21 protein-coding genes and 3 tRNA genes are annotated in these 23619 nt (G+C 63.1%); 7 read left to right on the top strand and 17 right to left on the bottom strand.

Annotation, left to right across the window (positions count from 1 at the left end; all coding sequences use genetic code 11):
* Window positions 1-200: 200 nt before the first annotated feature.
* The 11 genes from ADIAG_RS17680 to ADIAG_RS17630 all read right to left on the bottom strand — a co-directional run bounded on the left by ADIAG_RS17680 (window position 201) and on the right by ADIAG_RS17630 (window position 10039).
* Entirely contained in the window at window positions 201-848 is a 648-nt protein-coding gene (locus ADIAG_RS17680) for a mycothiol-dependent nitroreductase Rv2466c family protein (protein ID WP_007272798.1), read from the bottom strand.
* Between the two features lie 89 nt (window positions 849-937).
* A complete protein-coding gene (clpX, locus tag ADIAG_RS17675; RefSeq protein WP_007272797.1) occupies window positions 938-2230 on the bottom strand; it encodes an ATP-dependent Clp protease ATP-binding subunit ClpX in 1293 nt (430 codons plus the stop codon).
* A 166-nt stretch (window positions 2231-2396) separates the two neighbouring features.
* The gene (locus tag ADIAG_RS17670; protein ID WP_007272796.1) at window positions 2397-3059 is read right to left on the bottom strand and encodes an ATP-dependent Clp protease proteolytic subunit; all 663 of its coding nucleotides are present in this window, start codon (window positions 3057-3059) and stop codon (window positions 2397-2399) included.
* A 45-nt stretch (window positions 3060-3104) separates the two neighbouring features.
* Window positions 3105-3698 carry an ATP-dependent Clp protease proteolytic subunit gene (locus ADIAG_RS17665; protein ID WP_043475848.1) on the bottom strand — a complete coding sequence of 198 codons (594 nt, stop codon included), beginning with the start codon at window positions 3696-3698 and terminating at the stop codon, window positions 3105-3107.
* A gap of 279 nt (window positions 3699-3977) precedes the next feature.
* On the bottom strand, window positions 3978-5360 hold the full coding sequence (gene tig / locus ADIAG_RS17660) for a trigger factor (RefSeq protein ID WP_007272794.1): 1383 nt from the start codon (window positions 5358-5360) through the stop codon (window positions 3978-3980).
* 81 nt (window positions 5361-5441) lie between these two features.
* Window positions 5442-5516: transfer RNA gene (locus ADIAG_RS17655), tRNA-Pro, on the bottom strand.
* A gap of 736 nt (window positions 5517-6252) precedes the next feature.
* Window positions 6253-6326: transfer RNA gene (locus ADIAG_RS17650), tRNA-Gly, on the bottom strand.
* Window positions 6327-6513: 187 nt separating this feature from the next.
* Complete coding sequence (locus ADIAG_RS17645; protein ID WP_007272793.1) at window positions 6514-7485, bottom strand: Fpg/Nei family DNA glycosylase; 972 nt, start codon at window positions 7483-7485, stop codon at window positions 6514-6516.
* Window positions 7486-7530: 45 nt separating this feature from the next.
* Window positions 7531-8004 carry a ribose-5-phosphate isomerase gene (locus tag ADIAG_RS17640; protein WP_007272792.1) on the bottom strand — a complete coding sequence of 158 codons (474 nt, stop codon included), beginning with the start codon at window positions 8002-8004 and terminating at the stop codon, window positions 7531-7533.
* A gap of 69 nt (window positions 8005-8073) precedes the next feature.
* A complete protein-coding gene (locus ADIAG_RS17635; RefSeq protein WP_007272791.1) occupies window positions 8074-9117 on the bottom strand; it encodes a DUF1648 domain-containing protein in 1044 nt (347 codons plus the stop codon).
* A gap of 94 nt (window positions 9118-9211) precedes the next feature.
* Window positions 9212-10039 (bottom strand): aspartate dehydrogenase domain-containing protein, encoded by an 828-nt coding sequence (locus ADIAG_RS17630; RefSeq protein WP_007272790.1) that lies wholly within the window; start codon window positions 10037-10039, stop codon window positions 9212-9214.
* Between the two features lie 197 nt (window positions 10040-10236).
* On the opposite strand from ADIAG_RS17630, the gene pepN reads away from it, so the two are divergent.
* The 4 genes from pepN to ADIAG_RS22285 all read left to right on the top strand — a co-directional run bounded on the left by pepN (window position 10237) and on the right by ADIAG_RS22285 (window position 14771).
* Window positions 10237-12780: an aminopeptidase N gene (gene pepN, locus ADIAG_RS17625; protein WP_007272789.1), complete on the top strand. Its 2544-nt coding sequence runs from the start codon at window positions 10237-10239 to the stop codon at window positions 12778-12780.
* A 117-nt stretch (window positions 12781-12897) separates the two neighbouring features.
* The gene (locus ADIAG_RS17620; protein ID WP_007272788.1) at window positions 12898-13371 is read left to right on the top strand and encodes an OsmC family protein; all 474 of its coding nucleotides are present in this window, start codon (window positions 12898-12900) and stop codon (window positions 13369-13371) included.
* Window positions 13368-14072 (top strand): DNA alkylation repair protein, encoded by a 705-nt coding sequence (locus ADIAG_RS17615; RefSeq protein ID WP_007272787.1) that lies wholly within the window; start codon window positions 13368-13370, stop codon window positions 14070-14072. The genes ADIAG_RS17620 and ADIAG_RS17615 overlap by 4 nt, the downstream gene beginning before the upstream one ends.
* A 273-nt stretch (window positions 14073-14345) precedes the next feature.
* On the top strand, window positions 14346-14771 hold the full coding sequence (locus ADIAG_RS22285; RefSeq protein WP_397387570.1) for a globin: 426 nt from the start codon (window positions 14346-14348) through the stop codon (window positions 14769-14771).
* Window positions 14772-14785: 14 nt separating this feature from the next.
* On the opposite strand, the gene ADIAG_RS17605 is transcribed toward ADIAG_RS22285, so the two are convergent.
* Window positions 14786-15445 carry a hypothetical protein gene (locus ADIAG_RS17605; RefSeq protein ID WP_007272785.1) on the bottom strand — a complete coding sequence of 220 codons (660 nt, stop codon included), beginning with the start codon at window positions 15443-15445 and terminating at the stop codon, window positions 14786-14788.
* A gap of 199 nt (window positions 15446-15644) precedes the next feature.
* On the opposite strand from ADIAG_RS17605, the gene ADIAG_RS17600 reads away from it, so the two are divergent.
* A complete protein-coding gene (locus ADIAG_RS17600; protein WP_007272784.1) occupies window positions 15645-16529 on the top strand; it encodes an acyl-CoA thioesterase in 885 nt (294 codons plus the stop codon).
* A 101-nt stretch (window positions 16530-16630) separates the two neighbouring features.
* Here the strand turns inward: ADIAG_RS17600 and ettA are convergent, their stop codons facing one another.
* The 3 genes from ettA to ADIAG_RS17585 form a co-directional block, all read right to left on the bottom strand.
* Window positions 16631-18313, bottom strand: coding sequence for an energy-dependent translational throttle protein EttA (gene ettA, locus ADIAG_RS17595; RefSeq protein WP_007272783.1), 1683 nt, complete (start codon window positions 18311-18313; stop codon window positions 16631-16633).
* Between the two features lie 151 nt (window positions 18314-18464).
* Window positions 18465-18947, bottom strand: coding sequence for a single-stranded DNA-binding protein (locus ADIAG_RS17590; protein WP_007272782.1), 483 nt, complete (start codon window positions 18945-18947; stop codon window positions 18465-18467).
* A 115-nt stretch (window positions 18948-19062) separates the two neighbouring features.
* On the bottom strand, window positions 19063-20016 hold the full coding sequence (locus tag ADIAG_RS17585) for a CPBP family intramembrane glutamic endopeptidase (RefSeq protein ID WP_007272781.1): 954 nt from the start codon (window positions 20014-20016) through the stop codon (window positions 19063-19065).
* A 208-nt stretch (window positions 20017-20224) separates the two neighbouring features.
* On the opposite strand from ADIAG_RS17585, the gene ADIAG_RS17580 reads away from it, so the two are divergent.
* Entirely contained in the window at window positions 20225-21070 is an 846-nt protein-coding gene (locus tag ADIAG_RS17580; protein ID WP_007272780.1) for an aldo/keto reductase, read from the top strand.
* Here ADIAG_RS17580 and ADIAG_RS17575 read toward each other — a convergent pair.
* Complete coding sequence (locus ADIAG_RS17575; RefSeq protein ID WP_161623977.1) at window positions 21067-22173, bottom strand: MFS transporter; 1107 nt, start codon at window positions 22171-22173, stop codon at window positions 21067-21069. The genes ADIAG_RS17580 and ADIAG_RS17575 overlap by 4 nt on opposite strands.
* A gap of 329 nt (window positions 22174-22502) precedes the next feature.
* Here ADIAG_RS17575 and ADIAG_RS17570 point away from each other — a divergent pair.
* Window positions 22503-22576, top strand: a tRNA-Arg gene (locus ADIAG_RS17570).
* A gap of 520 nt (window positions 22577-23096) precedes the next feature.
* Here the strand turns inward: ADIAG_RS17570 and ADIAG_RS17565 are convergent.
* A complete protein-coding gene (locus ADIAG_RS17565; RefSeq protein ID WP_083874242.1) occupies window positions 23097-23543 on the bottom strand; it encodes an Lrp/AsnC family transcriptional regulator in 447 nt (148 codons plus the stop codon).
* Between the last annotated feature and the right edge of the window lie 76 nt (window positions 23544-23619).

Here is a 23619-nt window from a genome sequence, read left to right as displayed (position 1 = left end):
GTTGCGTGGGTCTTGCTGCTTCGCTGCTGCAGCCGAACTAGAAGAGATTCCAATAGCTCGTCACCACGAATTTGGTTCTTGTTCAGCACCACTCCGGCAGTGGTGCATATCTCTTTTATACGCGCGTGCCCATTAACGGGCAAGGGACCCGGGCAAACCTTGTGGTTCGCCTAGGCCCCTGCCCGCGTTTATTGGCCTATTCAGCCATTGACAGCGGAATTGGACGGGTTCGACTCGAGATTAAACTGCGGGTCCTCGGTGCGGGAGCGTTTGATCTCGAAGAAGTACGGGAACGAGGCCAAGGTGACCGAGGCATCAAAGAGCTTCCCGGCTTCCTCTCCGACGGGAACCCGGGTGATGACCGGTCCGAAGAAAGCAGTGCCGTTAAGCGCCAGGACCGGAGTGCCGACGTCCTGGCCCACTCGGGCGATCCCGTTGTTGTGGCTGGCTTTCAGCGCCTCGTCGTACCTGGTCGACTCGGCGGCTTCGGCAAGCTCGGGCTCGAGGCCGGCGGTAGCCAAGGCGCGGGTGATGACCTCGGTGTAGTCCTTGACTTCTTCATAGTGCAGTAGCTCGCCCATGGCGGTGTAGAGATCACCCAACACCGCATCGCCGTGTTTCTGTGCGGCGGCGATCAGCACGCGGACCGGGCCCCAGCCCTTGGCCACGTTTTCGCGATAGGAATCGCTCAGCCCTTCACGGCCGTCGTTGAGCACCGAGAGCGACATGACGTGCCAGGACACTTCGATGTCGCGGACCTTCTCGACCTCGAGGATCCAGCGTGAAGTGGCCCAGGCAAACGGGCAGGTCGGATCGAACCAAAAATCAACGTGTGTTTTATCGGACAACGCACTGCTCCTTCAATCAAATTCCATGGACCCATGGGGCCCGACGACAGTGCGGAAGTGCACTGCAAGATTGGCTGCACGGGGAATTGCTACGCCGACTTCTTCCCGCGCTTGTCGGCGACCTGCTCGGAGATCAGGACCGGTTCGGCCCCATTGAGGACCACATCGCTGGTGATGCGGACCTCTGCGACATCGTCACGGCTGGGCAACTCGAACATGATGGCGCTGAGCGTCTCCTCGAGGATGGCGCGCAGGCCACGAGCACCGGTGCCCCGGTCCAGGGCCAGATCGGCGATGGCCTCCAGGGCGCTGTCTTCGAAGGTCAGCTCGACCCCGTCCATCCGGAACATCTTCTGGTACTGCTTGACCAAGGCGTTCTTCGGTTCCGAAAGGATTTTGATCAGGGCCGGGCGGTCAAGCTTTTCCACGGTACTGATCACCGGCAAGCGCCCGATGAATTCGGGGATCAACCCGAATTTGAGCAGGTCCTCGGGACGCACATCCGAGTAGGATGCTTCCTCGGACTTCAGCGCCGAGAGCGGGGCACCGAAGCCGATACCTTTGCGTCCGGCGCGGGAGGAGATGATCTCCTCGAGTCCGGCGAAGGCCCCGGCAACGATGAACAGCACGTTGGTGGTGTCCAACTGGATGAATTCCTGGTGCGGGTGCTTGCGTCCACCCTGCGGCGGAACGGCCGCGACGGTACCTTCGAGAATCTTCAGCAGTGCCTGCTGCACGCCCTCGCCCGAGACGTCCCGGGTGATCGAGGGGTTCTCGGACTTGCGTGAGATCTTGTCGATCTCGTCAATATAGATGATGCCCTGCTCGGCCTTCTTGACGTCGTAGTCCGCCGCCTGGATCAGCTTGAGCAAGATGTTCTCGACGTCTTCGCCCACATAACCGGCCTCGGTCAGCGAGGTGGCGTCGGCGACGGCAAAGGGGACGTTCAGCCGGCGGGCCAAGGTCTGGGCCAGGTAGGTCTTACCGCAGCCGGTGGGCCCGATCAACAGAATATTGGACTTGGAGACCTCAACCTCATCGAGAGAGGAGGCATCGCTCAGCGGCGAGACGGCCTTGGCCGCGGCACCGCCTTGGATGCGCTTGTAGTGGTTGTACACCGCCACGGAGAGTGAGCGTTTGGCGCCCTCCTGGCCGATGACGTACTCCTGCAGAGAATCGAAGATCTCTTTCGGCTTGGGCAGCTCGAAGTCGGTGCCTTCCTCGACCTCGGCCAGCTCTTCTTCGATAATCTCGTTGCAGAGCTCAATGCATTCGGTGCAGATGTAGACCCCGTGGCCTGCAATCAGCTTGCGAACCTGCTTCTGGCTCTTGCCGCAGAAGGAACACTTGAGTAGATCAGACCCTTCACCCATGCGTGCCATCGTGTTGGTCCCCTTTTCTGGTACCGGTAGGACCGGCCCGAGGGACCGGAAATGCTGAACTGTCTTAACTCTATGACAGAGCGCCGACGGAATGGGCGAACGGGCGGCACGTGGTGCGCATGTTTCGCGCGGCCACGTGCCACCCGTTCCACAAGGCCCGCACCGTTTAGCGGGTGATGATGGCCTGCGGCTTGATCTTGCGCGGGGACAGGACCTCGTCGATCAGGCCGTATTCCTTGGCCTCGGCGGCCGTCATGTACAGATCGCGTTCGATGTCGTTGCCGACTTCTTCCGGGGTTTTGTTGCTGTGCCCGGCCAGCGTGTTCTCCAACCATGCGCGCATGCGCATGACCTCCTCGGCCTGGATCTGCAGGTCCGAGGCGGTGCCGCGTTCCCCGCCACCCATCGCCGGCTGGTGGATCAGCACGCGTGCGTTGGGAAGCGCCAGGCGCTTGCCCGGGGTGCCGCCGGCCAGCAGCACCGCTGCGGCGCTGGCTGCCTGGCCCAGACACACGGTCTGAACCTCGGGACGGATGAACTGCATCGTGTCGTAAATGGCGGTCATCGCGGTGAACGAGCCACCGGGCGAGTTGATGTACAAGGTGATGTCGCGTTCCGGGTCCATCGACTCGAGAACCAACAGCTGGGCCATGACATCGTCGGCCGAAGCGTCATCGACCTGGGTGCCCAGGAAGATGATGCGGTCTTCGAAAAGCTTCGCGTACGGGTCCTGGCGCTTGAACCCGTAAGGGGTGCGCTCCTCGAACTGCGGAAGGATGTAGCGCGCCGACGGCATTTCGCCGGAGGTGGCATGCGGTGTGTTATTCATCGTTTCTCCTGGGGAAATCAATTAGGTCTGCCGGGTGCCGTCGCGTTACTTCGCGACCCCGCCGCCACCGGAGACGATGCCGGAGGACTGGGCGATGTGGTCAAAGAAACCGTACTCGAGGGCTTCGGTGGCAGTGAACCACTTGTCGCGCTCGTTGTCCTTGAGGATGGTCTCGAGGCTCTGACCGGTCTGGGTCGCCGTCAGCTCGCTCATGACCTTCTTCATATGCAGGATCAGTTCCGCCTGGATACGAATGTCCGAAGCGGTACCGCCGATGCCGCCGGACGGCTGGTGCATCAGGATGCGCGCGTTCGGGGTGGCGTAGCGCTTGCCCGGGGTGCCGGAAGAGAGCAGGAACTGCCCCATCGAGGCGGCCAAGCCGGTAGCGACGGTGACAACATCGTTGGGGATGTAGTTCATGGTGTCGTAGATGGCCATGCCGGCGGTGATCGAACCACCTGGGGAGTTGATGTACAGCCAGATGTCTTTGTCCGGGTCTTCGGCGGAGAGCAGCAGCAGCTGGGAGCAGATGGCGTTTGCGTTCGCATCGCTCACCTCGGTGCCCAACCAAATGATGCGCTCCTTGAGGAGCCGATTGTAGATGTAGTCCTCACGTGCGGCCGGATCTACCGAAGCCATCGTGGGAGTGCGGGAGTCACTGGACATGTTCTGATACCTCTCCGTGATGCCGTGCCCCGATGTTCTGTCCGTCGGGGCGCTGGCTCTTTACTTCCTTGAACATTACTGCCTTGGTCAGCGACTTTGGCAGTGCAGGGGCAAGTTTTCGCTGTCGGCGCATGGTCGGGTGCGGACGCATCGCTTTTGGCTTAAAACCGCGACTTAAACCGAAAGCGCGGAGCCACCCGGTGAGGGGCAACTCCGCGCTTGGAGGTTTTTGCCGCGTTCAGCGGCGCCGCATTACTTGGCGGATGCTGCCGATGCCGACGACGCCGAGGAGGCCGACGAAGCGGAGGAGGCCGACGATGCCGACTCGCCCTCTTCTTCACCTTCCGGGCGGACGAAGGAGGACAGGTCAACGACGTTGCCGTTGGTGTCGGTGACGACTGCCAGCTCAAGGACCTTAGCAAGGGCCTTGCGGCGACGAACTTCGCCCACCAGCATCGGGACCTGGCCGGCACCGTCGAGCATCTGCGCGAACTGGTTCGGGTCCATGCCGTACTGGCCGGCGGTCTGGACGATGTAGTCGATCAGTTCGGACTGGGCAACGCCAATCTTCTCTGCCTCGGCCACGGCGTCAAGCACGATCTCGTTCTTGAAGGCCTTGGCGGTGTTCTCGCTGACCTCGGCACGGTGCTCTTCGGTGTCGTGCTCTTCGCCCTCGTTGTGGGCGCCCTGCTCGAAGTGCTGCTCAACCTGCTCGGTGATGACCGATTCGGGAACCGGAACCTCGACGAGCTCCATGAGCTTGTCCAGGACCAGATCGCGGGCGGCAACGCCCTGCTCGACAACCTTTGACTCGGCTGCGTCCTTCACGAGGGATTCGCGCAGCTCATCCATGGTGTCGAACTCGGATGCCAGCTGAGCGAAGTCGTCGTTGGCCTCGGGGAGCTCGCGCTCCTTGACGGCGGTGACGGTGACCTTGACCTGCGCGTCGGCACCTGCGTGCTCGCCGCCGGCCAGCTTGGTCTCAAAGGTGGCGTCTTCGCCTGCGGACAGGCCGGTGACTGCCTCGTCCATGCCCTCGAGCATGGTGCCGGAGCCAACCTGGTAGGACAGGCCGGTGGCCGAGTCGACCTCTTCGCCGTCGACCGATGCGGTCATGTCCAAGGTGATGAAGTCGGCGTCAGCGGCCGGGCGCTCGATGGACTTGAGCGTGCCGAAGCGGCCGCGCAGGTCATCCAGTGCCTTCGCAACGTCAGCTTCGTCGGCCTCGCTGGCATCGACGGTGACCTCCAGACCCTTGTATTCCGGCAGTTCGATGCTCGGGCGGATGTCGATCTCAACCTGGAAGGCCAGCTGGCCTTCGCCCTCAACCTCAGCGGAAGGCTGCTCGGTGATTTCGACCTCGGGACGCGACAGCGGAACGATCTCGTTCTCGGTGACGGCCTGCTGGTAGTAAGTGTTCATGCCTTCGTTGATGGCAGTCTCCAGGACGTAGCCACGGCCGACGCGCTGATCAATCATGCGGGACGGGACCTTGCCGGCGCGGAAGCCGGGAACCTGGATCTGCTTGGCGATGGTCTTGTAGGCCTCAGCAATACGCGGCTTCAGCTCATCATAAGGAACTTCAACAGTGAGCTTGACCCGGGTGGGGGTGAGGGTTTCGACGGCGCTCTTCACAGCGGTGTACTCCTGGTGTGTTGTTTGGTCTGACTGGACTTCAACCCCGTAACGGAATCCGTTACGGGGTTGAATACAGAGTCGGGGTGACAGGATTCGAACCTGCGACCTCACGCTCCCAAAGCGCGCGCTCTAGCCAAGCTGAGCTACACCCCGATTAGTGCAGAAACAGTCTATGCGGAATAAACAATTTTCTACTAATCGGCCCGTCAACCAGAAGTTTGGAATTCGTCGACGGCGCGGAATAACCATACAAGCATTCGTGGGAAAACAAAATTCGTGTTCCCGTACATCAAAAAATCTGGATATTCCGCATGTTCCCGCGGGCACCGGGCCGCTGACACCGCCTGCGAAGGCACGCCATGCGCACAAACTTCGAACCAATGAGACGCGGCTCACGGGAGGGGCCGGGTTGCGCGGCAAAGTCTGAGGCAAAGGCGATGTGCACGGTGGCTCCCTGAGGGATCACAACGGTTTTGGGTGGAGCGGACGCTCGGGTCCATGTCCTCCCCGGCTCCGACCAGGCTCACCATCGCCTCAGGAGGGTGACTGGATGCGACCGTGACCAGCGCCGGGCCCTGTTGAGCCCGCATGTCGCGAAACATCAAGAAGGAAGGCACCTGCTTGCGCTCTTGAGTGGCCGCGGCGCCGATGCGGCCGCGAAATCACCTGGCAAGTTTGGTAGTCGGCACCGGGGATGGACGGTCCAGAACGAACTGGGCATCACAACCTAGGGCTTACCGACCCATCAAGAGCCACCACAGAGCATTGATGCACCTTCGAGGATGCCGAGCACGCCAGCGCCGAGAGAATGAGCCGCGGATGCCGGAAGACTGCCGGAAGAAACAGAAAAGCTCCAGCACTCGTGAGAGCTGGAGCTTTTCTATTTATTTGGAGGGGATGACGGGAATCGAACCCGCGTCATCAGTTTGGAAAACTGAGGCTTTACCATTAAGCTACATCCCCGCATTTGCTTCACCTCTAGGTGGGCAACGGGTAAAACCTTAGCACCCATTTTATGTACCGCGCAAATCGGCCCTGTGACATGTCTCGATCCTTGTCATCGCGGAAGTCCCACCTCCGGCGCTCCGGCCGTGCCCGGACCGCTCCACGCGGCCGAAAACGTTCACCGGGATCTGTCGAGCGACCACCGCTAAGGCTTGGGTACCCCGTGTGGGGTCGGAGGCCGCTGGCAGCCCGGACACCAGTAAAGCTTGCGTCCAGCAACTTCGGCCAACAAGATCTTCGAGCTGCACAACCGGCATCCACGACCCTGGCGTTGGTAGGTGTAGTAGGCATTGTCCGGCCAGAGCGGACCGGCATCGCGATGTGCGGGGCTGGTGGTGATGATTTTTCCATCCCGGACACCGTCGGTCATGATCTCCACGATGTCGTCCCAGAGCATCCCGGCCTTCCGCGCGGAGATCTGCCCGGAAGGGAGATAAGGATCCAGCCGGGTGCGGAAGAGCGTTTCTGCGCGATAGATGTTCCCCACCCCGGCCAGAATCCCCTGGTCCATCAGCGCGGTGCCGATGGGGGTCCTCCTGCCGTCCAGTCGGGAGACGAAGTCCCTGCGTGCGGCGCGAGCTGCCGCTAGGTGTTCCTCAGCGGTACCGCGGCCCTTGGATAACTCGAACTCCCCCGCTGCGATGGTGAGCGGGTCGGGGCCGAGCTTGGCACGCACGGCGTACGCCTCTTCGGGCGTGAGCACCTCGCAGGCGCTGGGCCCACGCAGATCCGCCCAACCATGGGCGGAGACCAGCCGGGCGCGGACCTGACCGACGGGTTCGGGTGGCCCGTCATAGGGGCCTGAGCCTTCCGCTGGGCCTTGTTCGGTTTCTCCGACCTTGCGCGGGGCGCCGATGGAGGAGGCCCCGGTGAAGTGTTCGTCTCCTCCGAAGCTCCACGCCCCGTAGAGTCCCAGGTGCACGCGCAGCACCAAGTCGTTCGCAAATCCCAGGTAGAGCTGCTTGCCGTGGGCGCGGGAAGTGAGCAATTGCTGCCCATCGATCAGCGTGGCCGCCGCCGCGAAGCGTCCCTGTGGCGAAGAGACCGCCAGGACTTGCCCGCCAAAGACGTCGTCAAATTGGCGGGCTAGCCGGTGTACGGAGTGACCTTCGGGCATATGTTGTTCCTATTTGCTTGCGGCGGCGAGGTGCTGGAGGGGCGCTTAAGCCACTACCTCGCCGGTGGTTTCGTAGGTAGCGATCTTGCCGATCCGGCGAATGTGGCGCTCGACGTTGGAGAAGGGCTCGGCCAGGAACGCCTCGATGATGGAGGTGGCTTCTTCCAGCGAATGCTGGCGTCCGCCCACAGCCACGACGTTGGCGTCGTTGTGCTCGCGGGCCAGCCGCGCGGTGTCCAGGTTCCAGGCCAGGGCGGCACGGATGCCGACGACCTTGTTGGCGGCGATCTGCTCGCCGTTGCCCGAACCGCCCAGCACAATGCCCAGCGAGTCTTGGCCCTGGGCACGGTCGGCGACCACGGCCAGGGCGGCGTTGATGCAGAAGGACGGGTAGTCGTCCTCGGCGTCATAGGCGGTGGGCCCGTGATCGACCATCTCGAAGCCTTGGGCCGTGAGGTGCTCGATCAGGTGGGCGCTGAGCTCGAGGCCAGCGTGGTCTGTGGCAATGTGAACGCGCATGTGGTGTGTCCTTGCAAGGTGGTGGCGGAGGGATGCAGGATCCAGCCTAGCGGGGCCCGGCACGGGTCGCTAAGTTGATGAACCGGCCCCCTGGTTGATGGCCAGTGAGTTGAGCAACCCGGCGATCACCGCGGCATCCTCGGTGGTGGCGACCGAGTAGATCCTTGCTCCTCCGCGGGTGCGGTTCACGATGACCCCGGGACCCGTGCCGATGATGAAGGCGACGCCGACACCGCTGACGCGCAACCCCCACCCGCCGAACTCGGCCGGGGTGATCTCCCGACCCTCGGCAACGGCGATGTCCTCGGGGCGCACGTGCAGCATCTTGAAGAACCCGCCTCCGTAAACGCGGATACCCTGCTCGTCGGCCACCACTCTGCCGGCCAGGCAGGTAACCCCGGCTACGACCAGGATCACCAGGCCCGGCACCATCGACCAGAAAACTGCGGGATTATCGCGCCCGGCGGTGAAGGCAAGCACCGGCATGGCCAGTGTCAGAACACCGATCAGCGCCAGCAGCCAGGCCGGTCCGCGCACGGTGGATGAAATCACGGTGCCGGGTGCAACCCCGGTGGCTCCGGCGCCAGCGTATGGCGCGGCGGTCTCCGGGTTCAGGCTTCGGGCGGGAAGGGCTGCGCGCACCAGGTAGGCCGAGGCCAGTCCCCAGCACAGGGCCATGATGAGTCCTCCGATCAGCACCCAGCCCTCCATGCGGGTCCCCAGCGCCTGTTCTGCGTCCAGCTGTCCGACGAGTCCGGAGATGAACATCGCGCCCAGCCCCACCACGAGCCCGTTGCCGAATCCGGCCAGCAGCGGGACACCGCTGCGGTTCCCGGCGCCCGAGACGGTGCCGGCTGACACCGGGATGAGGATGCCGATCAGCACGATCGTGAAGGCACCTAGCAACACGTGGGTGGTCAAACTCCCGGTGCCGTCGGCCACTCCGGAACCGCCCCAGTGGGTGGCCACCGGATCGGGCAGCCGCCCGCGCCACAGCAGCGTGGTGCCCAGGTGCAGTGCCAGCACGATTCCTGTGGTGGCCAGCGAGAGCGGCCAGAGCCGAGGAGCCCGGGTCCGGGTCGGCGCCGGCGGCGGATTCGACGATGCGTTCATGCTGCAGTTTTCCCCTTGGGCTTGGACTACTTGTGCCGTGAGACCCAGCTTATCCAAAACACCACATGGTATTGACGGTGCCGGGCGTGGGTTGCTAAATGAAGTGCGGGCCGACCCCTGCCAGACGCAGCACCCCGGAGGCGATGGCGCGGGCGGTCAAGGCACTGCTGGCGGGATTGGCCGGATCGGGGAAGTTTCGGAGCTTGAATCGGTGGTTACCGGTTTCGCCGCGCACCGTGATGGTGTGGGACGTCAGGGTCGCTGTCGGATCGGCGGTGATCGAGACCCGCACCACGGACAGGTCCCCTGCAGCCAGTCCCAGGGCGGCGGCGACGTTGATGTTGGAGGGGAAGCCTGCCACTGCGTCTGAGACCGATCCGCTAAAGACGAGCACGGGACTGCCGGTGGCTTGGGCACGTTCGATGTCTTCACGTTGTGCGCCAGAGAGCCCGGGATGTAGCAAGGCGGCGGGCAATTTCACGGTTTCCAGCTCGATGGCCTCGAGGGTGCCCGCCGCTGCCCGGATCAGGTCAAGTCCCCCGATGGCCCCGGTGGACAGGTGGCAGCGGCCGGGACCTGCATGCAATTGGGCGCCGAGCCGTGCGTCGACCAGCGCCCCCAGCGAGGCCACCAGCAGGTCGGTATCGGCAGCGATGATCTCCGGGCCATGGGCGCGCACCGCGGAGGGAGAGGCGCATTCGATGACCAGGTCGGCTCGTTTGATGGCGGTCGGCAGATCCAGCACCGGAACCCGCGCCTCGGGGGGTCCGGCACTGCGCCGCGGTGGCTTCGGGCCCTCCTTGGCCAGCGCGGCACGATCCAGCACTCCGAGCACCCGCACGCGCTGAGGATGCTGCGCCAACAGCAGGTGCACCGATCGTCCGATTGCTCCGTACCCCAGTATTGCCACATCGATTCCCATGTCATCCATCCAACCAGCACCGCGCGCACTTGCGGCACCGTGGGGTGTTGGTGAGAGAATGGGCACACTGTTCAAGGCTTGTTTCACAACCTGTGTCGTTGCGCCCCACCCGGGGCACGGCCCAGCACCGCTGCGGGCATCTGCCACAGTCCCTGTGGATCCCAGTTCGGCAACCATCGAAAGGCGCGTCAACGACCATGCCAGGAATGAACCTCACCCGCGAAGAGGCCCGCACCCGGGCCGAATTGATCACCGTGCACTCCTACGACGTCGAACTGGATTTGACCGGATCCGACACCGTCTTTTCCTCCCGCACCACGGTGCGCTTCTCCGCAGCCCCCGGGGCCTCCAGCTTCATCGACGCCGTGATGCCCACCGTCCGCTCGGTGAATCTGAACGGAACCGAGCTGGATACGGCGCAGGTCGCCGACGGTGTGCGCATCGCGCTGCCGTCCCTGGCGGCGGAAAACACCGTGGTCATCGACGCCGACGCGCTCTACATGAACACCGGAGAGGGTCTGCACCGGTTCGTGGACCCGGTGGACCAAGAGGTCTACCTCTACTCGCAGTTCGAGGTCCCGGACTCCCGACGGATGTTCGCCGTCTTCGAGCAGCCCGATCTGAAGGCCAGCTTCACCTTCACCGTGACGGCCCCGGAGCACTGGGACGTGATCTCCAACTCCGCGACCCCCGCACCGGTGCCCGCCCACGCCGGCGCCAAGACTTGGTCCTTCGCACCGACCGAGCGTATTTCCTCCTACATCACCGCGCTGGTTGCCGGCCCGTACCAGTGTGTGCGCTCCGAACTGACAAGCAGCGACGGCCGCATCATCCCGCTGGGCGTCTTTGCCCGCGCCTCGCTGATGGAGCACCTGGATGCGGAGAACATCTTCACCCTCACCCGGCAGGGCTTCGAATTCTTCGAGGAACAGTTCGGCACCCCCTACCCCTTTACGAAGTACGACCAGCTCTTCGTGCCGGAGTTCAACGCCGGGGCCATGGAGAACGCCGGGGCCGTGACGTTCCTGGAGTCCTACGTCTTCCGCTCCCGGCCCACCGACGCCATGGTTGAACGACGGGCCATCACGATCCTGCACGAACTGGCACACATGTGGTTCGGCGACCTGGTCACCATGCGCTGGTGGAACGATTTGTGGCTCAACGAGTCCTTCGCCGAGTTCATGGCGGCGCTGGCCGCCGCGCAGAACACGCAGTTCACCTCCTCGTGGACCACCTTCAACATCATGGAAAAGAACTGGGCCTACCGCCAGGACCAGCTGCCCTCCACGCACCCGATCAAGGCAGAGATCAACGATCTCGAAGACGTGCTGGTGAACTTCGATGGCATCACCTACGCCAAGGGTGCCTCGGTACTGCGCCAGCTGGTCGCCTGGGTCGGCCAGGAACAGTTCATGGCCGGGGTGCGCAGTTACTTCGACAAGCACGCCTGGAAGAACACCGAGCTGCCGGATCTGATCCGCGAGCTTGAGGCAGCGTCCGGCCGCGACCTGGGGCCGTGGTCCGAGGCCTGGTTGGAAACCGCAGGGGTCAACACGCTGCGCGCAGCCATCGAAACCGATGATGCCGGCACCATCACCTCCTTCGTCATCAACCAAAGCGCCATCGCCGCCTACCCCACGATCCGCCCGCACCGCTTGGCCGTGGGCTTCTACGATTTGAACGAGGCTGGCGCGCTGGTGCGCGTGCACCGCGAGGAACTCGACGTCGCCGGCACCACCACAGAAGTCCCGGCCCTCGTGGGACGCCAGCGCCCGGCATTGGTGCTGGTCAACGACGACGATCTGGCCTACGCCAAGATCCGCCTCGACGAGCTGTCGCTGGCCACCGCAACCAAGCACCTGAAGGACTTCGAGCAGTCGCTGCCGCGCACCCTGGTGTGGGGAGCGACCTGGGATGCGGTGCGTGATGCCGAGGCTCCGGCCCGCGCCTATATCGACGTGGTGCTGGGGAACATCGGCCACGAATCGGACTCCTCGGTGGTCATGGTGCTGCTGCGCCAGCTGAACACCGCCCTGGACTTCTACGTCGACCGTTCCGTCGCCGCCGAAGCCTCCGCCAGCGCCGCAGATGCCTTGTGGGAGCTGGCCCGGTCGGCCGCGGCCGGATCGGACTCGCAATTGCAGTTCACCAGGGCCTTCGCCCAGCGCGCCGGCTCCCCCGCGCAGCTCGATGCGGTCGAGGCGCTGCTCTCCGGGGATCTGGTCCTTCAGGGCCTGAGCGTGGACACCGACCTGCGCTGGGACCTGCTGACCTCCCTGGCCGCGGGGTCCCGCGCCTCCGTGGAGACCATCGAGCAGGAGCTGGCCCGCGATAACACGGCCAACGGTTCGCTGGCCGCGCACACTGCCCGGGCCGCAGTCCCCACAGCAGAAGCCAAGGCAGCTGCCTGGGAAGGGATCCTGGGCGGGGAACTGTCCAACCTGGAACAGCGCGCCGCCATCACCGGGTTCAACCGCGTCCACGATCTCGAGTTGATCTCCGGATACGTGCCGGCCTACTTCGAGGCCGCACGCACCGTCTGGGAGACCAAAAGCCACGAGATCGCCCAGCAGGTCATCGTCGGTCTGTACCCCGCGGTGCAGACCAACCAGGCGACGCTGGATGCCACCGATGAGTTCATCTCCTCCCTCGGGGAGGACTCCCGGGCGCTGCGCCGCCTAGTGATCGAGGCCCGCGACGGCGTGGTCCGTGCCCTGGCCGCCCAGGGCGCCGACGTGTAGACGCGGCCCAAACCCCGACCGGGTGTGGTGGGCGGGTGCGCCCGTCACCACACCCGGCACCACACCATGCATCAGAGGGACCATTCTCGCGATGCACCATGGTGGAGAATGGAAAACATGAACCTGGCATTGCATGAGTATCACGTCGAGATTTCTTGGACCGGCAACCGCGGGCAGGGCACGTCCGGCTATCGCAGCTATGGGCGAGATCACATCATCCGTGCCGCGGGACTGCCGGATTTGCCCGGCACCGCCGATCCGTCGTTCCATGGGGACCGGGACCGCTGGAACCCCGAACAGCTGCTGCTCGCCGCACTCTCCCAATGTCACATGCTCTCCTACCTGCACGTCGCGGTGCGCCACGGGCTTCTGGTCACCGGCTACACCGATGCAGCCACCGGCACGCTGCGGCTGAATCGTGATGGCAGCGGCGAGTTCCTTGAAGCCACCTTGGCCCCATGCGTCGAGCTGGCCGACGAATCCGTTCGCGCGCTGGCCGACTCGCTCCATGCCGAAGCCAACGCGACGTGCTTCATCGCCCGGAGTGTGAACTTCCCGGTGCACCACCTCCCCCTCGCCCCCGGAGCGTGAGCCCCACGCCCGCCTCGCGGGCCCCCATCGACAGGCTCACCACGATGTTGCTGCCCGGGATCAAAGAGGGGCGGGCAGCGAGCGCGCAGGCATATATGAAGACCAGCCAACCGTTCCTGGGTGTACCGATGCCCGTGCTGCGTGCCACCACCCGCGAATTCGTGCGCATCCTCGGGGCGGTTTCCGCCTCCGAGAGATTGGAACTGGCCACGGGAATCTGGGATGAGGCCACGCACCGGGAGCACTGGTACGCGGCACAGGAGATCTGCGCGGCGGCCAGCTGCTGTGGGCGGCTCGAATTCCTGCCGCTATACGAGCGCATGATCCTCGAGGGCGCCTGGTGGGACATCGTCGACGGCTGCGTCAAGAACTACGGCAAGCTGTTGCTGGCACACCCCGGAGTTGTTGGCCTGTTGATGCGTCAGTGGTCGGACGACGGCTTCATGTGGAAGCGCCGCCAGTCAATGATCTGCCAGCTGCACCTGGCGGACGCGACCGACACCACGCTGCTCGATGCGACGTTGCTGGCCAATCTCGACGATCCGGAGTTCTTCATCCGCAAGGCCGTGGGGTGGGCGCTGCGCCAGTACGGGCGGACCGACCCTGCGTGGGTGCGCGCCTGGGTGCACGCGCACCGGGGCCAGCTGAGCCCGCTGTCACTGCGCGAGGCACTCAAGCACCTCGGCGAGACCCACCGCTGAACCCGCGCCTTGTTCTCACGCCCTGCGCGAAAGGCTCCCGCAATCGGGGCCCGAGACTGGATAATGGGGCCAAGAGGCCGCCCCGGCCACAGCCGGGTTCTGAAAGGACACCACCACATCGTGAACGAGCAACACCCAGCATCTGAGCCCACCTCGCCCGAACCTGCTCCGCAGCAGGTCAGCACGCGCTTCGGCGAGAACGTCGGCCAGTTGCGCCCCTTCGGCGCCGAACCAGGAACCCTGCGACCGGTGGGTGAATCGCTCAAGAGCAACCTGCCCGCCGGGCCACTGACCCCGGGCGATAACCACGACCCCGCCGCCTACGAGGGCACCTTCTATGCACAGGTCGGCGGCCGAGAAACCTTCAGGAAGCTCGCGGAGGCCTTCTACGAGTCCGTCGGTGCCGATATGGAATTCCGGGCCATGTACCCGGAGCAGGACCTGCGTCCGGCCACCATGCGCCTGCAGCTGTTCCTGGAGCAGTACTGGGGCGGGCCCAAAACCTACTCGGAGCGCCGCGGCCACCCGCGCCTGCGCATGCGACATGTGCCGTACACCATCAACTCGCATAACCGCGACGTCTGGCTCAAGCACATGCGCATCGCCGTGGACTCCTTAGAGCTGCCGCCGTTGCTCGAGGAAACTCTGTGGGATTACTTCGATCGGGCAGCCCACTCGTTGATGAACGCCCCGGATTAGCAATCCGGCGCGGCTCAGCCCAGGATGCCGCCCTGGCGTGCCACCATGTGACCGCCGGTGCTGCTGAGCCGAAGCCAGCCAGCCGAGCTGAACAGCTCCGAGGACTGCCCCTCGCGCAGGAATCCGAGTGCCTGGGCACCAAAGGCCATGGCCAATGGCATGGCGGTGTCCACCCCTTCAACGGGCGAGGACCAGATGCGTGCGCGGATGTTTCGCAGCACCGGTGCTCCGGCATTTTCCGGCAGCGCCTGCGCCACCACGGACATCCCCCGCGTCGCCTCGGACAACAACAAGTCGTCGGCCAGCGTCTGTGTCTGTGTCCAGCCGCCGCGCGGCACCTGCTGACCCGCCCAGGTCGCGTTGACCTCCGCGGGCGGAATCGCCAGCTCCAGCGCGTCGGCACCCATCCGCGCCAGCCGATCGGTGAGCGCGGAAATCGCGTAGACGCCCCTGACGCTGGCCGGAGCCGCAAGCCGTGCGGCGCGCATCCCCAGCACCGTGGGGACCGGATCGCCCAAGAACTCCGGGTACAGCACCGGGACGTACATCCCCAACGCATTGCCTGCTGCCTGCAACATCAGTGCCCCGTCGTTGATCGCACGCGCACGGGACAGGAAGGTCGTCAGGTCCGCAACGGTTTCCTGATCCTCAAATAGAACTGTTTCACTAGCCATACACCAATCCTTTCATGGCAGCCCGTCACCGGCTCAATGCGTCCTTTGCGCCGACAAGCGCCGCTTCTGCCCAAGGTCAGCAGCGGTCCTGCCGAGATGTCAGTCGACGCGGTACGGCCTCGGGGCCAATACGGCAAAGCACGCACCGGGGCGATAGTGTCTAACCAGATCCATTTTCTCCCCTCCAAGGAGCAGACACGTGAGCACCAACGACACCACGACGCCGCAACTGATAGACCTGCTGGAGCTCAGCGGCGATCCAGAGGCCCGTACCGACGAAGACATCTTCATCGGCCACACCCCGCCACAGGCCAGAAACAGGGTCTTCGGCGGCCAGGTTCTCGGCCAGTCGGTGATGGCGGCCTCGAAGACCATCGCCCCGGACCGTCCGATCCATTCGATGCACGGCTATTTCCTGCGCGCCGGGGATGCACGACTACCAATCACCTTCGGGGTGCAGCGACTGCGCGACGGGCGCTCATTCTCCGCCCGCCGCGTCCATGCCTACCAGGACGGGGTGCCGATCCTGTCGATGATCGCCTCGTTCCAAACGGATTCGGAGGGACTTGACCACCAGGACCCCATGCCGGTGGACGTCCCGGATCCCGAATCATTGCCCAGCACCGCGGATCTGATCGGCAACATCGACCATCCGGTCGCCAAGGAATTCGCCTTCCAGCGGCCCTTCGACATCCGCTACATCAGCGAGCCGTTGTTCCTCAAGGGGCCGGGCGAACGCACCGCCACCAATGCCGTGTGGATGAAGACCAACTCGCCCATGCCGGACGACGATGCCCTGCACCGCGCCGCACTGGCCTACGCGAGCGACTACACGTTGCTAGAACCGATATTGCGCCGCCACGGGCTGAGCTGGATCACCCCGGGCATGTCGGTGGCCAGCCTGGACCATGCCATGTGGTGGCACCGACCGTTCCGGGTCGATGAATGGCTGCTCTACGTCCAGCAGTCCCCCAGCGCCTCCGGGGCACGCGGGCTGGCCTCCGGGCGGGTCTTCAATCGCGCAGGACAGCTGGTGGCCACCGTCGCCCAGGAAGGTATGCTCCGCCTGCCCGACGAGGACTAACCCCTGAGCCACACGCAAAAGACCCGGATCCGCAAGGAATTTCTTCCATTGCGGGTCCGGGTCTTCTTGGTGCTATGAGCCCTACCGGGGGCTAAAGGCTCCTAGTCGCGGGTCAGGCGGCGGTGGGTGACACGGTGCGGCTTGGCAGCCTCCGGGCCCATACGCTCAATCTTGTTAGCTTCGTAGGAATCGAAGTTGCCCTCGAACCAGTACCACTTTGCCGGGTCCTCATCGGTGCCTTCGTAGGCCAGGATGTGGGTTGACACACGGTCCAGGAACCAACGGTCGTGCGAGACGACCACGGCGCAACCGGGGAACTCGAGCAACGCGTTTTCCAAGCTGGAAAGCGTTTCAACATCAAGGTCGTTAGTCGGTTCGTCAAGGAGCAGCAAGTTGCCGCCCTGCTTGAGGGTCAGTGCCAGGTTCAAGCGGTTGCGCTCACCACCGGAGAGCACACCTGCCTTCTTCTGCTGGTCCGGGCCCTTGAAACCGAAGGCGGAGACGTAGGCGCGCGAGGGAACCTCGACCTGGCCAACGTGCATGTAGTCGTTGCCCTCGGAAACAACTTCCCACAGCGACTTTTCCGGGTCGATGCCGCCACGGTTCTGGTCGACGTAGGAGATCTTGACCGATTCACCGATTGTCAGCTCCCCGCCGTCGATCGGTTCCATGCCGACGATCGTCTTGAACAAGGTCGACTTGCCCACGCCGTTCGGGCCGATGACACCGACGATGCCGTTTCGCGGCAGCGTGAAGGACAGGTTGTCGATCAACACGCGGTCGCCGTAGCCCTTCTTCAGGTTCTTGGCTTCGATGACCAAGGAACCCAGTCGCGGCCCGGCAGGGATCTGGATTTCTTCGAAGTCCAGTTTGCGGGTGCGCTCCGCTTCGGACGCCATTTCCTCGTAGCGTGCCAGACGCGCCTTGGACTTGGTCTGACGGCCCTTGGCGTTGGAACGAACCCATGCGAGTTCTTCGGTCAGACGCTTAGCAAGCTTCTGATCCTTCTTGCCCTGGACCTCGAGGCGCTCGCGCTTCTTTTCCAGGTAGGTGGAGTAGTTGCCTTCGTACGGGATCAAGCGCCCGCGGTCGACCTCGGCAATCCACTGGGCCACATGGTCCAGGAAGTACCTATCGTGAGTCACGGCAAGGACTGCACCGTGGTAAGCCTGCAGGTGCTGTTCGAGCCACGACACGGACTCGGCGTCCAAGTGGTTAGTGGGCTCATCAAGGAGCAACAGGTCCGGCTTCTGCAGGAGAAGCTTGCACAACGCCACACGGCGGCGCTCGCCACCGGAGAGGTGCGACACCGCAGAGTCGCCCGGTGGGCACTGCAGAGCATCCATGGCTTGTTCGAGCTGGGAGTCGATGTCCCATGCGTCGGCCGTGTCGATGGCTTCCTGCAGATGTCCCATTTCTTCGAGCAGCACATCAAAATCTGCGCCGTCCTTGGACATCTCCTCGGAGATCTCATTGAATCGGGTGATCTTTTCGTAGATCTCCCCGACGCCTTCCTGGACGTTGCCCAGAACGGTCTTTTCTTCGTTCAGCGGCGGCTCCTGCAACAGGATCCCAACGCTGTATCCCGGGCTGAGGCGTGCCTCGCCGTTGGAGGGGATGTCCAGTCCCGCCATGATCTTCAGGATTGTAGACTTGCCTGCACCGTTCGGTCCAACCACGCCAATTTTTGCGCCTGGATAGAACGACATGCTGACATCGTCGAGAATGACTTTGTCGCCAACGGCCTTGCGAGCCTTGGTCATCGTGTAAATGAATTCCGCCATGCCCTCAAGGCTAGTGCCTTGGGCTGACTTCCTCACAATTTCCGCAGCCGATTTTTGCCAAGGGGACATGTTCCTGCACACAATGGGCGGCCACGGCATCTACTGCCGTGGCCGCCCACACATTTCCTTGCGGTTTGCCTTCTGGTTCGGTTCAAGCCGCTTCGGTGTCGGGTTCGACCTGGGGCCAGTCGGTCTCCGGCACGTTCTCGCCCGATTCCTCCCGACCATGCGCGGTCTCCCCGTGGCGCGTACGGCGTTCGGTGGCGGATTCCGCGTTCCGCACCCGTTCGAAGCGGCTGATCCCAAAGCGCACGTCGTGGCCCAGTGCCATGGCCTCGATATCCACGCTGAAGCCGCGGGTCCCGTCTTTGCGGTCGTACTCGCGGACCTGCATCTTCCCGTAGACCACCACGTGGTCGCCCTGGTGGATGCTGTCCAGCAAGTTGGAGGCCATGGCACGGAAGCACGAAACCGTGTACCAGTTGCTGTGGACATCGGCCCACTGGCCGGTCTCCGGGTCCTGTCGCCGCTCGTTGCTGACCATCCGGAACTTGGCGACAAGCGTGCCGCTGCCTTCCCCGCTCCGCCGGGGTTCGGTTCCGGCGACACCGCGCAACGTTATGTGGTCCGTCATGGTGCACTCCAATGTTCGGATGTAGGCAGGTATTTCCTGCCGCATCCCCTTCAGTGTCCTTCCGAGGCGGCCAACCCGGACGACACCAGATTCGCGTCTGTGGAGGAACCCGGTGTTACCGATCCGAGGCAGGGGCTTCGGCCGACTCCTGTGAGGGTAACTGTGGGGCCGCAGCGTGGCGGAACTGTTTGGTGGCCACCAGCACCACGACCAGCACCAGCGGAACGATCCAGCCTGACCAGCCCAGGATGGTGCCGTGGGTCGTGTTGACCGGGGCTCCCGCAGAGGCAAAGACCAGGTGAAAGCCGGCCGCGGCATTAAATGCCCCGTGCGCCAGTGCTGCGGGCCACACCGATTGAGAGCGCAACCGCAGCCAGCCGAAAACTGCGCCGACGAGCGTGCACATGCCGATCATCAGCAGCACTCCCAGCCAGCCAGGAGCCATCGGGTAGTTATATCCCAGCAGCACCAGCGGGGCATGCCACGCACCCCAGATCACCCCGGAAATCACGATGGCTTTCACGGGGCCGTAGACCATCAGTCGTGGAAGCATCCAGCCTCGCCACCCCAGCTCCTCCCCCAAGGCCGGTACCAGGTTGATGAACGCACCTATGAGCACGTTCACGAATTGCAAGGCCACCAACGTTTCGATCGGCAGCGGCAGCTCGACTTGCCCGGCAGCAAGCAACTGCCCGTTGAGGATCATCCTGAATGCGGAGAACGTCTTGAAGTCACCCGGGTAGACACCAAGCACATCACCAACGGGCAATGCCACCAAGACCAGCGCCACCGGAACAACTAGCCCGAGACCCAGGTACACGAATAACCGGCCGACCGGCCGCAGTGGCCACAACCCTAGGGCCCGGGCCTTGCCCTGGGGACGTTCGATGATGAAGACCATCAGCAGCGCTGCCATCGCGGGGGTAGACATCACCGCCAGCGCGACGGTGCCAAAACGTGCGTCAAATAGCCCGTCACCGAGCCACAGTGGCAGCGCCACCAGCCAGGCGAGCCCGAAAGCGATGGCCACAAAACACACGATTCCCCGGACCTTGCGATCTGCGAGCATTATTGCCTTCCCATCGTGGGTGGATGATGCGATCTGTGAGTGGTGCAGCGGCTTCTCGAAATTCCTTCTAACACTGCCACGTCCGTGTCGCGGCACACCTCATTCTTTGTGCGGATCTTCTCCGCCAGCCCCGCCGCCCGTTGTTTCCGAGCCTGCAACGAGACACCCCCCTCTATCGGTAATCAGGTAGGTGCCATAGCATGGCCAAATGTCAGATAACTACGCATCGGTCCCCTTACGTGAACTCAACAACGGCGCTTTCATCCCATCCATTGGCTTTGGAACGTGGCCTCTGGACGACATCCAAGCCGGAGCCGCAGTGGCGCATGCGCTGGATGCCGGGTACCGCCTAATCGATACGGCGGAGAACTACCGCAATGAGGAAGGCATCGGCGAGGGCATCGGGTCCACGTCGGTACCTCGCGAGGAATTGTTCATCACCTCAAAGTTTAATGTGGAGTGGCATTCTCTTCAGGGCGTTCAAAATGCATGGGAGAACAGCTGCACGCGACTCGGCGTTGAATACCTGGACCTTTTCCTGATCCACTGGCCCAACCCGAAGGAAGGCAACTACGTCCAGGCGTGGGAAGGCCTGGTGAAGCTGCTCAAGCGCGGGCGGGTGCGGGCCATCGGCACCTCAAACTTCACGGTTGACCAGCTGCAAGAACTTATCGATGCCACAGGAGTGGTTCCCGACGTCAACCAGATCCAGCACTCACCGCTATGGATCGACGACGCACGGTTGGCCTTCCACGCCGAGTACGGAATCTTGACGGAGGCGTGGGCGCCGCTGGGGCGCGGCAAGCATGGTTTGTTGGAAAGCGAGCCCATACTCAAGGCCGCGGCGACCCATAAGGTGACCCCGGCGCAGGTGGCCCTGCGTTGGCAGATGGAGCGCGGCGTGATCCCGATTCCCAAGACGTCGAGCCCCGAGCGGATGGCGGAAAATCTGGACATCTTTACCTTCAACCTCACCCCGGACGAGGTGTTGGCCATCGATGGTTTGGATGGCACAGCGGACGAACCAGTCGATCCGATGCAATTCGGTCACTAGTCGATGCGTTCGGGCAGCGACCGCTTTGTCTGCCCGCCGGTGGCCTTGGGAGTGATCAGCAACGTCAGCAAGAGGACCGCTGCAACCAGAATGAAGGCTCTCAGGACGCCGAAGTGCTCGCCCAAAAATCCCAACACCGGTGGGCCGACGAGCATCGAGGAATAACCGAAGACCGCTACGATGCCCACCCGCCGAGGACCGTCGGTAGGGTGGGCTGCGGCAACGCTCATCCCGACTGGGAAGCCAAGTGATCCGCCCAACCCCCACAGCACTGCTCCGGCAAAGACGGCCCATGGTGCTTGCGCCAGAATGAACAGCGCGATTCCGGCCAACCCGAGCAGCCCCATGGCCACCAGCACTCGCTTGTGACCCATGCGGTCGATGAGCGGTCCGCCAAAGATCCGGCCGATGGTCATGGCCGCGACGAACGCCCCAAAGACCAGCGCTCCATTGGCTTCGCTGAAGCCATGGTCGTCCACCGAAGCGATCGTGAGCCAGTCATTGGCTGTTCCTTCGGCGAATGCAAGTCCCGCCACCATCAGCCCGATCAGCATCAGGTGCCCGTCGTGGAAGATCCCGGAGAAGCGCTTCCACCAAGAGTCAGCCGGGAGGTCGGGCTCCATGCCTTCGGTGGCCGGTGGTTCGAGACCGGAGACGTTGCGGGCGAAATAGATGCCTAGGACCATGATCAGCACACCGACGATGGTGAAGTTCCACAGCACATCGATTTGGTAACTCGCGGCCGCTGCCCCCATAACAGCGCCGATGATGGTGCCGAAGCTGAAAAATGCGTGCATCAACGGCAGGACCGTCTTGCCAAGCGCGCGTTCCACGGCGGCTCCGTCTACGTTCATCATGACATCGGTGGCGCTGAATACGAAGCCGTATATGACCAACACCGTCATGGCGCCCACGGTGCTGCCAAGCAACTCTGTCACTAGTCCGAGGACACCCAATACAGCGCCCAGACTGAGCAGACCCCACGAGATCCCGCGACGGATTCCAAGTCTCGTCAGGATCCCCGGTGCGAAAGCCAGTCCGCCAATCGACCCGATCGCCAGGGAAAATAGCAGGATCCCGACGTCGGAAGTGGACAGGTCCAATTGGACACGTACAGCCGGAAGCCTGGCAACCCAAGTGGCAAACGCGAAGCCGCACAAGAAGAAGATACCGAAAATGGAATTGCGCCATGCTCCGTTGGACCGCGTCGATGTCATATTGATGGGTGCTGGGGTCCTACTTGGCACGGCTCCCTTTCGACATTGGAGAAGCGGTTTTCGGTTGGATAGCTCAACGGCAAACCTAGATGATTGACACGTTCATCATACCGCCGTAGTTATTGTTTCTCACGATTAAAAACGCTCAGACGACCCTGTATCGCCATGGGTGAAATATGAGGGCACCGTAAGTTTGAGCTATGATTCTTGTGCTTGCCTCCGTAGCTCAGATGGATAGAGCAAGAGCCTTCTAATCTCTAGGTCACGCGTTCGAGTCGCGTCGGGGGCACAGAGACAAAAGCGGCATCCAACAGGGACTCCCTGCTGGATGCCGCTTTTCATATGCCTGCAAGCTGATGAAGTGGACGAAGCCCGGACAAGGTAATTGACCCGAAAGCTCGCCGTCTGCGGAGAATCCGCAGAAAACTACGCATGATGGATCCCTCCGACACGTTTGGCCTCGTCCCAAATCATTTCCCGTGGACCCTCCACCGTTCCGGCAGGCTCCTTAGCTAGGTACCGTGCCCGTACGCGTCCTTCGTATGGAAGCTCCTGAGGCAGCGACTCCACCATGACCGGTTCCGGCCAGTCAGTGACGGTCAGTTGTCGGCCGTCGAACGGCCCTCCGCGCAACACCACGAGAACACTGTTCATCTTCGGACGCCGGGGGTTAGCACAGTTGTGCGTACGTTCATTTGAGTGGACCTCATCTCCAGTTGGTGCCCGAGACATCAAGTTGGCTCGGCTTCCCAAGCATCACGCGGCTAGACCGGATCCGCAAGGGCTAACGACGCCCGTCCGCCGGTTGGCTACAGCGGCAGGCGCCCGCCGGTCTTCACGTGCTTCATGACGATGGTGCTGGTGAGTTTTTCGACCCCGGGCAGGCCCACCAGAACATCATCATAGAAGCGTTGATAAGCGGGCAGATCCTCGGCCATGACCCTCAACAAGAAATCCGGTTCCCCAAAAAGTCGCTGGGCATCTATGACTTGTCCGATCCCGGCAACCTCTTGTTCAAAACCCTTCAGATTTGAGCGATCCTTAAGGGTCACGAACACCAGCGCCTCGAAGCCAAGCCCTACCTTGGCAGGATCGACCTCCACGCGGTAGCCACGAATTACGCCGTTGCTTTCCATTTCGCGTAGCCGCCGGTGGCAGGGCGCCAAGGTGAGGCCCACATCATGGGCCAACGCCGTGGCCGTCATTCGTCCGTCATCCTGCAACCGGCGGAGCATTGCACGGTCAATTCCATCCATGTTCGGTCCTCTTTCAGCAATTTTCCACCGCACTAGAACCACACTCAGCGAGAATCTAGCTCAAACTTCATAATAA

It is taken from the genome of Paeniglutamicibacter gangotriensis Lz1y (assembly GCF_000348945.1).
Taxonomy (GTDB): Bacteria; Actinomycetota; Actinomycetes; order Actinomycetales; family Micrococcaceae; genus Paeniglutamicibacter; species Paeniglutamicibacter gangotriensis.
Note: the sequence above shows the minus strand (reverse complement) of the source record. Positions and strands in the feature narration are given on the sequence as shown.

What these genes read in the sequence shown, in the direction of transcription:
- clpX (WP_007272797.1), bottom strand. Translation starts at nt 2,230, where the DNA reads ATGGCACGCATGGGTGAAGGGTCTGATCTACTCAAGTGTTCCTTCTGC.
- ADIAG_RS17670 (WP_007272796.1), bottom strand. Translation starts at nt 3,059, where the DNA reads ATGAATAACACACCGCATGCCACCTCCGGCGAAATGCCGTCGGCGCGC.
- ADIAG_RS17665 (WP_043475848.1), bottom strand. Translation starts at nt 3,698, where the DNA reads ATGGCTTCGGTAGATCCGGCCGCACGTGAGGACTACATCTACAATCGG.
- ADIAG_RS17645 (WP_007272793.1), bottom strand. Translation starts at nt 7,485, where the DNA reads ATGCCCGAAGGTCACTCCGTACACCGGCTAGCCCGCCAATTTGACGAC.
- ADIAG_RS17640 (WP_007272792.1), bottom strand. Translation starts at nt 8,004, where the DNA reads ATGCGCGTTCACATTGCCACAGACCACGCTGGCCTCGAGCTCAGCGCC.
- ADIAG_RS17635 (WP_007272791.1), bottom strand. Translation starts at nt 9,117, where the DNA reads ATGAACGCATCGTCGAATCCGCCGCCGGCGCCGACCCGGACCCGGGCT.
- ADIAG_RS17630 (WP_007272790.1), bottom strand. Translation starts at nt 10,039, where the DNA reads ATGGGAATCGATGTGGCAATACTGGGGTACGGAGCAATCGGACGATCG.
- pepN (WP_007272789.1), top strand. Translation starts at nt 10,237, where the DNA reads ATGCCAGGAATGAACCTCACCCGCGAAGAGGCCCGCACCCGGGCCGAA.
- ADIAG_RS17620 (WP_007272788.1), top strand. Translation starts at nt 12,898, where the DNA reads ATGAACCTGGCATTGCATGAGTATCACGTCGAGATTTCTTGGACCGGC.
- ADIAG_RS17605 (WP_007272785.1), bottom strand. Translation starts at nt 15,445, where the DNA reads ATGGCTAGTGAAACAGTTCTATTTGAGGATCAGGAAACCGTTGCGGAC.
- ettA (WP_007272783.1), bottom strand. Translation starts at nt 18,313, where the DNA reads ATGGCGGAATTCATTTACACGATGACCAAGGCTCGCAAGGCCGTTGGC.
- ADIAG_RS17590 (WP_007272782.1), bottom strand. Translation starts at nt 18,947, where the DNA reads ATGACGGACCACATAACGTTGCGCGGTGTCGCCGGAACCGAACCCCGG.
- ADIAG_RS17585 (WP_007272781.1), bottom strand. Translation starts at nt 20,016, where the DNA reads ATGCTCGCAGATCGCAAGGTCCGGGGAATCGTGTGTTTTGTGGCCATC.
- ADIAG_RS17580 (WP_007272780.1), top strand. Translation starts at nt 20,225, where the DNA reads ATGTCAGATAACTACGCATCGGTCCCCTTACGTGAACTCAACAACGGC.
- ADIAG_RS17565 (WP_083874242.1), bottom strand. Translation starts at nt 23,543, where the DNA reads ATGGATGGAATTGACCGTGCAATGCTCCGCCGGTTGCAGGATGACGGA.